The sequence below is a fragment of the Nitrosococcus watsonii C-113 genome (assembly GCF_000143085.1).
GTDB lineage: Bacteria > Pseudomonadota > Gammaproteobacteria > Nitrosococcales > Nitrosococcaceae > Nitrosococcus > Nitrosococcus watsonii.
Genome location: NC_014315.1, coordinates 1,993,475 through 2,005,497 on the forward strand (window position 1 = coordinate 1,993,475; position 12,023 = coordinate 2,005,497).

Sequence of the window (12,023 nt, forward strand, 5' to 3'; positions counted from 1 at the left end):
CACGAAAATAGATTGGAAAGAATCGGCATCAATATCACCGTAATAAGAAATAAAATCCACTTCAAGTTCTGGCTGAGCGGATTATTATTCCTTGCCATCGGAATCCCTATGGACTGCGCACTGGCACAAGGCTTTGGGGAAACCATGGGATTGTTCAACGCTCTTACCGACACCAATCTTAATAAATCACAGCTCATGCAGTCTCTTGAACTAACAGTTGGCGGCTGGCTAGAAACTGGTTATACCTTCAATCCCGATGAGCCCAAGGACCGTTTTAATGGGCCTGTCATCTTTAATAACCGGGCTAATGAGCTTCTAGTAAACGAATTCTATTTATTTCTCGAAAATGATGTAAATATTGAGGGAGATCGCTGGGATTTTGGCGGGCGTGTCGATTTCCTTTTTGGTACCGATGCCCGTTTCACCCAAGCGACAGGGCTAGATAACAATATTATTGGCGACAATACTTTTCGCCTCTATAAGTTTGCTATCCCGCAACTCTACGCAGAAACCTTTGTTCCTTACGGTAAGGGTATCACGGTAAGGCTTGGCCATTTTTATACCCCCATCGGGGTTGAAACGGTGACAGCGCCTGGCAACTTTTTTTATTCCCATACCTATACAGCGGAATATGGTGAACCCTTCACCCATACTGGTTTTTTGATCAGCTACCCCCTAACCGATCATATCGGTCTCAGCGGAGGCGGCGTCTTGGGTTGGGATAATTTCTCCAAAGATCCTAAAAACTTAAATTTCCTGGGTGTCGCTAACTGGAACAGCGTCGATCAGCGAACATCTCTAAGTTTCACGATTATTACCGGCAATGTTTCCGGTGCAGGAAATGCTCAGAAAGATTCCGATCATAACCTTACTTTGTATAGCATAGTCATGAGTCATGACTTTACCGATTTTCTTCACTATACCTTTCAACAAACCCTAGGGGGAGGGCCAAGCATAATTAATACTCAGAAGTCGGGAAAATGGTTCGGCATTAGCCAGTATTTATATTTTAGCCTCAAAGAAACCCTAAGCACGGGATTACGGTTTGAATGGTTCCGCGATGATAAGGGTACTCGGGTCTTCATCAATGATCATTCTGGCTTTCCAATCTCCGCCGCTACAAACTATTTTGCTATCACTGCCGGCTTAAACTGGCGGCCACTAAAATGGATCACTGTCCGCCCAGAGGTGCGCTATGATTGGGCTACTGACTTTAATGCCTTTGATAATAACAGCGATAAAAATCAGTTTCTCGTCGCAGCGGATATCATCATCCGGTTCTGATCGCTTTATCTTCTCTTCTGGTAAAGCTCTGGCGGTGAAAAATCCAGAACGTGTGGATAGTCAACTCTTGTGGCCAAAATCAGCGCGCCTACCCGAGGTATTCGGGTAGGCGTTTTGGGCGCTTGACTATATGGCAAACGACTTCGCGTTCGCCAAAAAAAGCCCCAACGGGAAAACCGTCCGGACCCCAGACGCAGATCTGCTTGCGGCGACTCATTGAACAGGCAGATCTCGACAAGCCGGTAATACCTCACAAGTTACGTCACACAACTGCCGGAAGTTGGGGTCGAGTTGGTGGATATCCAGGCCTTGCTGGAACACGTAGATTTGTCGACGGCCCAGATCTACACTCATATGAGCGAGGAGTGGATAACAGGGGTGCCTCCTAGCAGTTTCCTAAAGCCCAGCGTGGCTTTTTTGGAGAAAGCCTGCCCTCCCTACCAAGCAAGTTTATACTTGTTTACATATGATCTCTAAACGATAAATCCTTACATAAACGGAGATAAAGCAGCCATGCCAATGCACAAAGCACGCGCTCTCGGAATCAACCATGTGGCCTTGGAAGTGGGCGATGTCGATGCGGCCTTGGATTTTTACGGCCAAATCGTCGATTTCAACTTGCGGGGACGCCATGAAGGAATGGCGTTCATTGACTTAGGCGATCAATTTATCGCCCTAATGAAAAAACGCACTCACACTCAAGAGCCGGATAAACAGCGCCACTTTGGCTTAGTGGTCGATGACAAAAACAAGGTCAAAAAAACGCTTGAGACGTTAAATATCGAAACTGTGCCTGGTGAATTCCTCGACTTCATTGACCCCTGGGGCAATCGGGTGCAAATCGTTCAGTACAGCGAACTTCAGTTTACCAAAGCGCCCCATATCTTACGGGGTATGGGATTCAAACAACTCGATAAATCCGATGAAGCAATACAAGCGCTTGCCAAAAAAGGAATGGCCCCGGAATAAACCTTTTAGGAACAACGAGAGCATTTGAACAAAACCTACGGGAATCTCCTTCCGAACTTTAAAGTTCAACGCAGGTTATATTGTAAAATACTAGACTTAATCTGACAGACGCACTATTAGAGGGCGAAGATTTCGCTGTCCGCTAATTCTGGTGCGAGGGAGGCATTTTCCTCTCCCTTTTCTCCCCTATGATAATACAGAGAGACACTTTTCTTTGGGCACATGCACGGTTTCCCTGAAGGTTTGCATAGGTATTTTACCCTAGCAATACCGGCCCGAACGCGGTCTTTAAGAAAGACTCAAAGCCCGGACTATCGGCACAGTTCTTCTCTAGCGCCTCACGCTTGGTGGCCAAGCGGGAATTCGCTAGCTTGAGAGCTGCCGCCTACACACTGGCACCTATGCACAGGACTCATAAACGGTAGAAGGCCAAATGGGGATAGCTCAATGCTAAGCAGTTCGGCGCTTTCGCAACCGACGTCGAGCAAGACTTTCAGCGACCAATGGTGCCTCTACGTAGCAGTCATCAATGCCGAAGTCCATGACAAAGACATAGCCATGTCCCTGCAAGAAGCGTCGAATGTCCATTCGAACTGGATACCGATTGTGCTCGACAGTAATCACCCGAACCCGATAAAGGTCGAATGGAAAGCTTTTTAGGATGCGCAATTCCGAGCCTTCAGTATCCAGGCTCCAGTAATCAATGACTCGCGGAGCCTTAAATTGCTTCAGTACCGATGATATGGTACGTGAAGGCTTTAAAACACTAGGTGGATTACCGCGTGCGTCCTTGGGAAGAGAATATATTCGAGCTGCATGGGCTAACAGCACAGGGTGATAGTCGTCGAGCACCCCTCCCAGGGTTCCTGCCTCGACGAAATCGACTTTCTCTTCAGTGTCATACAAACAACAATTGATACAGCATGTATTGCGGTTCTTAATCAAGGCATTGTAAAAACTTGCGTTGGGCTCGACGCATATGCCGCGCCAACCGTATCCGCTCTCCAGCAGATAGGTGTTGCTCGCGCTAATGCCATCAGATGCCCCTGAATCCAAGAAAAAACCATACCTGGGAAAGCCGAGTAGCTTCAACACGTATCGGTCCTGACCAAGTTGCGAATATTCGCCCATATCTGATTAGCCCGACACGGGTTACCGGCCTTGCCGAAGGCCCGCCGACCGCCATGATCGCACCTTCCGACCAGCCACGATGGGTGAGTGAGCCGCTCGGTGATGGGCGTCATTCTCTCGACGCCCATACAGCCAACTGACATTGATGCGATGATTCTGGTATCCTGGCTTGAATTCGACCTCCTGCGTTCCATGAAATAGATCAGCATTAAATACCACCGCCCTGTTTTGCCGATACGGAATGGTGATTGAGCTAGCTCCTTGTGAAGCAAGAAAGGGAAGAATAACGTCCGCTCTTCCATTATAGGTTACGAAGTCCCAATGCAGAGGCGCATCTACGTTGTAGATGGTCATACCGCCCTGGTCAGGGATCGTATTTGCAGAGTCAGGCGTAATCCAGAGATTGGCCGTCACAGCGGCAAAGTCCGCATGCATCGAGGATCCCGCGGGCAGATGCCGTGTATTCTTGAATGCCCATACTTGCGTCAGAGGATACCGCGGCAAGAATATCGCGGGAAGTTCCTCTCCCAGTTCTTCCGCGATTTGTATTAGCAGCGGACATGTGAAGCCATCGTGGAAGAACGCTCCAAGGCGCCCATGCGCGTAACGGTTAGCAAACCATATCGTTGACTCCAAACAGAACGCGCGAAGTTCCTCCAGCGCGTCCGCGGTCAGAAAGTCATCAATGACGGCAATGCCACTTCCGCGCTCGAGATACGTACGCTGCGCGCCGGCACGATCCCAAGACGGTGAAAGCGCCTTTTCAACGCACGGCGTTGCTCTGAGGTGGAGGATACGATTGTAGTATCGCCCAATCTGCTCGTAGTCATCCCCATCTAGCGGTTGCCGCCCACCGCCCCGCCGCCGCAGCCTAGCATCCGCGGCTTTATATCGTGGCAGCAACTCTTAAGAGTAATGCCGAATCAAGGATTCCTTTTTTGCCAAGGTACGTGAAATGCTCGATGTCGTGCCGCAGCTTAGGGTGAGTCAAGTAAGGCTTGATTGGTCGCTCGGAAGGAGCCTCGATGTTGGCGTCCCGGAACTCGGTATAATCCTGCGCCCCCCATCTTAACAACGCATATAATTCCGCAGCTTGCCCCGCGAGCCACAACGACCCACTTCGCATAGCTTCGGCAACCAACTTCTGAAGCCATGCTAGCGACTTCTGATCTTGCATAAACTCACGTGACCAGCATTGCAGAACTTCTCTCCGACGACTACGCTGCGTCAGCAAATCTCCGAAGGAACGAAGTGCCCCTTCATCACGAGGGTTCTCGCTCAGGACCTTGCGTAGCGTCTCGATACTGTCCATGATCCCGGATCAACTAGTCAATTACCAGTGACAGTAAAATCAGTAGTCGCCCAAATCATTCAGTACTCCCGTGGCTCTCAGCTGTAAGGCGTAGTCGACCAACGCCGAAAGCGTGGTTAGATACGCGAGGCGATCTTCGCCCCTCAATACCTGCTCAAAGCCTGCCGCGATCACCCCATCGGTAAAGGGTCCCGCAAATGTAGCATTGGTAAATATCGTACTAAGTGTCTCTGGGGACACAGGATCAGTCAAAGGCGCCGTGAATTGAGTGGTCGTTATGCCGGTAATTTCGGTATCTGGCATAAACGTTTGAGTGAAAGTGAGCGTCTCCGTGGCGATTGCTGTCTGTGTCTCTGGAGCGGTGGCTGTTTGCGGTGCCTCGCTCCCCTGGGAAGAAGTCCTTAATAGCGCAGAGAGAAGAATGAATACAATGTCATACCGCAACGGGACCTGCTGCCAAGAACTTTGAGTCAAGGAGAAGACAGTGTTTAAATCCTGAGACATGGCGGCGGCATGACTCAACTCCCGGAGAAACTGGCGCTCGTCAACTTTCTGTTGTTTGAAAGAGATCTTTAGCTGCTGCAGTATCCTCGGCGACGAGACAATTGAATAGATCAGGCGATTGGTAACATGTGCCGCGCCGGAATCGACTTTTTCCTTCTTGATGTATTCTGCGACAAGAGTCGTCGGATCCGTCACCAACTCTTCACGGAGCAAGAAGTCGCGCGAGACTTCTTGCATGAGTGCATGCATACGCCGATTCTGTGCCGCTTGCGTTAGAATGCTTTCGGTCATTGCTTTCCTCCGCATCATGCTCCCCTCAAACTCGATATGAGGAGAGAAACTTCAGTTCTATAAGCGAAGTAGTTCTCGCTCGCGTTCCGCCATTCGGGAAATTCACTTACCCTAGGCCACCGTACCTAGACAGGGGTTGTCGGCAAGGTCCCCATAGCAAGAGGGCTGCGGCGTGCTTCAAAACCCCATTCTATAGTTTAGTTATAGACGGAACTATATAGAGAAAGCAAGTTCTAGTAACAGCGATCATCAAGGTAAACGGCTCGGAAGATCGCGTCCATCTGCAAGGTAAACGGCTCGGAAGATCGCGTCCATCTGCTTATCGAGTAACTGCCGAAGCTCTCGATCAACGTGCTGGTGAACACTTTGAAGTCCACTTCCCCCCGCTGCATACGCTTTTTGAATACCCCTATTTCGTGTTTGAGTAAGGGTGCGGCTTTAATGATCGCGGTTGTATTTTGAATGCAGCGCAGGCGGCACCACTATCGAAACACTCAGAAAGTACATTCGTGGATAAAACACCCCCACCTAGAAACCACTTCACGATTCCCGCCCGCATCCCCACCTAAACGAGCGGAGATTATACGGATTTACGCTAAGTTTAAACAGAGTGTACACTTCTCTGTGGGCGTATGAGGAGAGCTCTTTAAATTATTAAATCATAAGCGGTAACCCCTCCTCATTCCCACGGTGTTTCTGATTTAAAACGCCACATATCACAACAAATAGATGGGGAATAACATGAATACTACTGCGATAAGCAAGAAAACCCGTCTCAATCCATGGCTGAGAGGATTGCTATTTCTGACCACCGCAGGCGGTGTACAGGCAGAGGATTTTAGAGAAACCACAGGACTGTTCGATGCCTTAACCGGCATCAGTATCAATGAAACAAAATTCATGCAGTCACTAGGAGTAACGATTAATGGCTGGCTGGAAGGCGGCTATACCATCAATCCAGATGATCCCCGTGATAACTTCAATGGACCCGTCACCTTTAATGACCGTGCTAATGAATTCATGGGAAACGAAGCCTATCTGTTCTTTGAACGCGGCGTGAATATCGAGGGAGATCGCTGGGACTTTGGCGGGCGAGTCGATTTTCTTTTTGGTACCGATACCCGCTTCACCCAGGCAGCGGGCCTAGATGACAACATCATCGGTGATGATACTTTTCGCTTCTACAAATTTGCCATCCCGCAACTGTACGTGGAAGCCTATGCTCCCTATGGCAACGGCATCACGCTAAAGCTTGGTCATTTTTATACGATCATCGGTAATGAAGTCGTGACGGCGCCTGGTAACTTCTTTTACTCCCATGCCTATACCATGCAATATGGCGAACCCTTTACCCATACTGGTTTTTTGGCCAGTTACCCCCTGACCGACAATATCAGCATCAACGGCGGCGGCGTTCTCGGTTGGGACAATTTTTCCAAAGATGGCGAGAATCTGAATTTCTTAGGTGGGGTAAGCTGGAGTAGCGATGATGCGCAGACCTCTTTAGCCGTCGCCATCATCACGGGCAATGTTTCTAATGTGGAGGGAACTTCTGATGATCCTGATAACAACCGCACCCTCTATAGCGTGGTCTTCAACCACGATATCACAGATCGGCTTCATTATACTTTTCAGCATGATCTAGGTATAGAACAGCATGCCATTAATAACAACAAATCGGCGGAATGGTTTGGTATCAATCAATATTTATTTTATGACATCAATGAAACCCTAAGCACGGGTTTACGGTTCGAGTGGTTCCGCGATGACGACGGCGACCGTGTCTTCGTCAATGACGGCGCCGGTCTCCCCGTCTCTGCCGCTACCAGCTATTTCGCCATCACCGGCGGGATAAACTGGCGGCCATTAAGATGGGTCACCGTTCGCCCAGAGGTACGCTATGACTGGGCCACCAATTTCAAGGCTTTTGACAATAACAGCGACAAAAATCAATTTGTCATCGCGGCGGATGTAATCGTTCAGTTTTAGTTAGCACCGCTCCAGCCACAGGATGATTTTTTTAGAGGGCCTTTCCTCCGCAGAAGTGCAAATTTTGCCTTAGCTTAAAGGCTGGTCTGGCGCAAAACTTATTTTTGAGCGCCAGACCAGCTTCCCCTCATGCAGTGGCTGCAACCAGCTTTTCCGCGTAGGAAGCTTTATGCGGAATATCCCAATCATAGCCTTTCAACATGTAGTCCCAGTAGAGGGGCGGGAGGCCGTATTTCTTCAGCCACCACCAGATCAAGCGGTTACTGCGTGGATTTAGTATCGGAAACGACGGGGTCACTTTACCGCCGTAGGAGAATTCAGCCAGGATCACACTGTGCAATGAAGTAGTCAATGGGCACGAGCCATAGCCATCGTATTTTGGCGCAAGTGACCTGCCGTTTATTAGTGCCAGAATGTTACGCACCACGACTGGAACCTGCTTGCGCACCGCTGCGGCGGTTTTGGCGTTACTTGTCGAACCCACATCGCCAAGCCCGAAAATATTACTGAAGCGGGGGTGTTGCAAAGTATTCTCATCCAATTCCACCCATCCCGCGGCACTGGCTAGGGGACTATTCTTAATGAAGTCAGGGGCGCTTTGAGGGGGCGTTACATGGATAAAATCAAAGGATTTATTAGTTTTTTCTTTGCTACCGTCAGCCCGAACCATCTCAAAAGTTGCAGTATGGCTGGGTCCATCTATGGCAACCAGATTACAGCCAAAATTCGGTTTAATACCGTAACCGGCTACCACTTTATCTAGAGCCTCGGCGAAAAATGGAACACCGAACATCGTGGGACCGGCATTGCAGAATTCCAGGTTAGCTTTATCGAGTAGCTTACGCTGGCGAAACCGATCCGCCGCTAGATACATCGCTTTTTGCGGCGCGCCAGCGCACTTGATAGGCATCGGCGGCTGGGTAAATAAGGCCGTGCCCCCCTGGAAATCCCGGATACATTCCCAAGTATAGCTTGCCGTACGCGGAGAATAATTGCTACTGACACCATTTTTGCCAAGAGTCTCTTCAAGTCCCTCGATTTTATGCCAGTCGAGTTGGATACCGGGGCAAACGACCAAATAATCGTAACTCACCGAGTTTCCCGAGCGCAATGTAACCGAATTGCTCTCTGGCTGAAAGGATTCGGCATAGTCGCGAATCCATTCTACCTCCTTAGGAATCAAATCCTGTTCTCGGCGCTTGGTCTTATTAAAATCGTAGACGCCGCCCCCCACTAGCGTAAATGCAGGTTGATAATAATGAACTTCACTAGGCTCGATAATAGCAATGTCCATGGTTTTATCCTTACGACGCATATTGGCTGCCACTGAAATACCAGCAGCGCCACCGCCCACAATGAGCAGTCTATGATGAGTCCGGGGCATGATGAATTTCTCCTTAGATGATTATCCTATAGGGTATAGCATTATCTAGTAATATATTTTGAACGCGGATCAATTGGCGTTCTGCTCAGCTGCCCGCCATGCGTCATAACCACCCGCTATTAGCACCGCATCCGTATAACCCAGGCACTTGAGCGACCAGGCAGCCAATGCCGCACGCCCACCCGTTTGGCAGTACAGCATAATGGGGACATTGGGATCAGCAAGCTCCGCAGTATTACCTAAGCGAAACTCTAAAACACCACGCGGTACATTGATAGCGCCAGGCAAATGACCCGCCGCGAATTCTTCTGGCTCCCGCACATCAATAATGGCTGTTTTACCATCGCCCAACCTTTGCTTCACGGTGGCAACGTCAATTTCACGGACCTGCTTCCTAGCCTCCTGTACTAAATCCTGTGGCGTGCTGACGCGTTTCTCGCCCATCATCATAGTATCCTGGCGAATTTCTTCCTCGGTCAAGCCACAGCGCCTGTTTGCCGGAACAGCTTCATCAATACGCTGAGGTTTGGGCAGATTTAAATTATTCATGATCTCAATGAACTCAGAGCGGGTTTTGCCCGCAAGACGTCCATTGCGAGTACGCTCCTGCTCAATGGAGCTGACCCAGCGGCCATTGTAGTCGTGCCCCGGATAAACGATGGTTTCGCCGGGCAAGGTAAACAATTTTTGGGTAATCGAATCGTACAATACGCCTGGATCGCCGCCTTGAAAATCGGTGCGCCCGCAACCGTTGATAAGCAGCGCATCGCCAGTAAACACCCGATCACGCCACAGATAGGAGACACTTCCAGGCGTATGGCCGGGGGTGGCAAGCACTTTAATCTCCTCGCCCTGACCAAAAGCCAATACAACGCCATCTTTGAGTTGATAATCAGCGTATTGCGCGCCGCAGGCTTGTCCAATTCCCGTCTTGGCCCCAGTACGCTGGCGCAATAAACCACTAGCGGTGATATGATCAGCGTGGGCGTGGGTTTCCAAAGAATATTTCAGTTTAAGAGCGTACTTATTAAGCAGATTTAGATACTCATCAACGCGGGTATTCACTGGATCAATAAATACTGCTTCTTTAGTAGCCGGATCACCAATAAGATAAGTATAGGTCGAGGATTCAGGGTCAAATAACTGCCGAAAGATCATCATGCACTCCATTAGGCTGAATTGGTAACCACGATTTCACGAGACTTTGTATTAACGAGAATAATACAAAGTTAGTGCCAATGTCGTTGGCATTACCCAATAAGCTGAAAAATAAAGAAAAATCTATTTTTCTGGCTGCTCCAAGCCTGGTTCGTTTCAACATAGGCTTTAATTTAAAATAATAACTGATACAGTATTTCATAAATGAAACGTTCAGAATAGCTTCCCCTGGTCCGCTGGCTCGCTTTCTTTGATTCCAGACAGATTTTGCCGGCATCGGCCAATTTCATCCCCAAGGTGGCGGTTTTTACCGTGGACGAAAACCGCAAGTTCATTTTTTGGAGTAAAGGCATAGAAAAATTCCTCCGCGACATGCTCACAGAGGAGGCACGTTGAAAGCAGGATTGGGTTTCACGGTTGGCCCTGTCGAATTTCCGAACCGTGATCTGGCTACGGATATGCTTCAAATTCTCCAAAGCACCGCATCCGGTGTCTTTGGCTTTTTCGTCAAATCGCTTGGAAATCACATGATTTTGATGGCTTCTAGGCCGGGCTTTCCTGCGGCAAATTTTCTTCAGAGGCAATTTTGGTGATCCACACATCCACGCCGGTAAAGCTAGACGGGTCTATGGAGGGCGCTTCCTTCCCGCCCTAAACGACGGGGCTTCCACGTTCGTACCAACTTGGAGGTTTAAGTGATGAAACACGAAGATATCATATCCACCAATGGAAAAGCGATCATTGAAACAGAGAGCTTGCCCATAAAATTATGGTTGGAAAAGGATCAGGTGGAAGAGGGAGCACTGGAGCAGGCGCGAAACCTTGCAAATCTTCCATTTGCCTTCAAGCACATTGCTATCATGCCTGATACCCATCAAGGCTACGGCATGCCCATCGGTGCTATATTGGCCACCAAGGGGGCCATTATACCCAATGCTGTCGGTGTGGATATTGGGTGCGGCATGTGTTCCTTGCGAACCAATCTCAAGCATATCGAAACGCCAAAGCTGAAAGAGATCATGGGTATCATCCGCAAGACTGTTCCCGTGGGCTTTGAGCACCACAAAACGCGTCAAGACGAAACATGGATGCCTGAAAGAAAGGGGGAATTACCCATTGTTGAGCAAGAGTATGAAAGCGCTCTTTATCAGATCGGTACCTTGGGCGGGGGCAATCATTTCATCGAAATACAAAAGGGATCAGATGGCTATATCTGGATTATGATTCACTCCGGCTCCCGCAACATCGGTTTTACGGTGGCCAACCATTACGATGGCGTGGCGAAAAAGATGAACCAGGACGCCGGCGAGGACGTGTCTCAGGAACTGGCATATATTCCCGAAACGTCTGCATATTTCCAACTGTATTGGAACGAAATGAACTATTGCCTCGAATTTGCGCTGGCCAACAGAAAACTGATGATGGAACGGGCCAAGTTAGCGTTTACCGAGATTCTACCCGAGGTCGAGTTCGCGGATTTTATCAATAAACCTCACAACTTCGCGGCCGAGGAAAAACATTTTGGAGAGTGGGTTATCGTTCATAGAAAAGGCGCGACCCGAGCCCGAAAAGGAGAATGGGGAATGATCCCCGGCTCCCAGGGCACACGGTCTTTTCTCGTGAAAGGGAAAGGAGAAGCCCAGTCTTTCGAATCATGCGCGCACGGTGCCGGAAGAATCATGAGCCGAACAAAGGCACGCAAAACGCTAGATCTGAAGGAAGAGGTAAAGTCATTGAAAGACCGAGGAATACTGCACGCTATCCGCCACCGCAAGGATCTGGATGAAGCGCCGGGATCTTACAAGGACATCGATGAGGTGATGGCAAACCAGGTCGATCTGGTCGACGTGCAAATCGAGCTGCAACCACTGGCTGTCATCAAGGGTTAACCCCCTGTGCCAGGAGTTTACGGGCCGGGCCTCTCGCAGGCCGATATCACAGGATAGATTTCCAGTGATATTATTTTGTGCCTTCCCTTAAAGCGGTAATCGAAACGCCACC

The 12,023-nt window shown here is 49.3% G+C and carries 11 protein-coding genes; 4 read left to right on the forward strand and 7 right to left on the reverse strand.

Annotated elements, in window-relative coordinates; genetic code table 11:
* Positions 1 to 108 precede the first annotated feature (108 nt).
* Together NWAT_RS08835 and NWAT_RS08840 are read left to right on the forward strand one after the other, a co-directional pair.
* Positions 109 to 1,284: a porin gene (locus NWAT_RS08835; protein ID WP_013220754.1), complete on the forward strand. Its 1,176-nt coding sequence runs from the start codon at positions 109 to 111 to the stop codon at positions 1,282 to 1,284.
* 519 nt (positions 1,285 to 1,803) lie between these two features.
* Positions 1,804 to 2,253 carry a VOC family protein gene (locus tag NWAT_RS08840; RefSeq protein WP_232420083.1) on the forward strand — a complete coding sequence of 150 codons (450 nt, stop codon included), beginning with the start codon at positions 1,804 to 1,806 and terminating at the stop codon, positions 2,251 to 2,253.
* A 450-nt stretch (positions 2,254 to 2,703) separates the two neighbouring features.
* Here the strand turns inward: NWAT_RS08840 and NWAT_RS08845 are convergent, their stop codons facing one another.
* From NWAT_RS08845 to NWAT_RS08855, 4 genes are read right to left on the reverse strand one after another with little or no spacing between them, the layout of a single operon-like run.
* Positions 2,704 to 3,384, reverse strand: coding sequence for an FkbM family methyltransferase (locus tag NWAT_RS08845; RefSeq protein ID WP_013220756.1), 681 nt, complete (start codon positions 3,382 to 3,384; stop codon positions 2,704 to 2,706).
* A 21-nt stretch (positions 3,385 to 3,405) separates the two neighbouring features.
* On the reverse strand, positions 3,406 to 4,287 hold the full coding sequence (locus tag NWAT_RS08850) for a hypothetical protein (protein ID WP_049772969.1): 882 nt from the start codon (positions 4,285 to 4,287) through the stop codon (positions 3,406 to 3,408).
* Positions 4,271 to 4,696, reverse strand: coding sequence for a hypothetical protein (locus tag NWAT_RS15665; RefSeq protein WP_049772974.1), 426 nt, complete (start codon positions 4,694 to 4,696; stop codon positions 4,271 to 4,273). Before NWAT_RS15665 ends, NWAT_RS08850 begins: the two co-directional genes overlap by 17 nt.
* A gap of 39 nt (positions 4,697 to 4,735) precedes the next feature.
* A complete protein-coding gene (locus tag NWAT_RS08855; protein WP_157679864.1) occupies positions 4,736 to 5,509 on the reverse strand; it encodes a hypothetical protein in 774 nt (257 codons plus the stop codon).
* Positions 5,510 to 6,232: 723 nt separating this feature from the next.
* Here NWAT_RS08855 and NWAT_RS08860 point away from each other — a divergent pair.
* Positions 6,233 to 7,480 carry a porin gene (locus tag NWAT_RS08860; RefSeq protein WP_013220758.1) on the forward strand — a complete coding sequence of 416 codons (1,248 nt, stop codon included), beginning with the start codon at positions 6,233 to 6,235 and terminating at the stop codon, positions 7,478 to 7,480.
* A 127-nt stretch (positions 7,481 to 7,607) separates the two neighbouring features.
* Here the strand turns inward: NWAT_RS08860 and NWAT_RS08865 are convergent, their stop codons facing one another.
* The 3 genes from NWAT_RS08865 to NWAT_RS16690 all read right to left on the reverse strand — a co-directional run bounded on the left by NWAT_RS08865 (position 7,608) and on the right by NWAT_RS16690 (position 10,375).
* On the reverse strand, positions 7,608 to 8,864 hold the full coding sequence (locus tag NWAT_RS08865) for an NAD(P)/FAD-dependent oxidoreductase (RefSeq protein WP_013220759.1): 1,257 nt from the start codon (positions 8,862 to 8,864) through the stop codon (positions 7,608 to 7,610).
* A 69-nt stretch (positions 8,865 to 8,933) separates the two neighbouring features.
* Positions 8,934 to 10,025, reverse strand: a complete 1,092-nt coding sequence (locus NWAT_RS17770; protein WP_269724250.1) for an MBL fold metallo-hydrolase — start codon at positions 10,023 to 10,025, stop codon at positions 8,934 to 8,936.
* 170 nt (positions 10,026 to 10,195) lie between these two features.
* Complete coding sequence (locus tag NWAT_RS16690) at positions 10,196 to 10,375, reverse strand: hypothetical protein (RefSeq protein ID WP_013220761.1); 180 nt, start codon at positions 10,373 to 10,375, stop codon at positions 10,196 to 10,198.
* Between the two features lie 345 nt (positions 10,376 to 10,720).
* Between NWAT_RS16690 and NWAT_RS08885 the strand changes: the two genes are divergently transcribed.
* A complete protein-coding gene (locus tag NWAT_RS08885; protein ID WP_013220762.1) occupies positions 10,721 to 11,911 on the forward strand; it encodes an RtcB family protein in 1,191 nt (396 codons plus the stop codon).
* Positions 11,912 to 12,023: the final 112 nt, after the last annotated feature.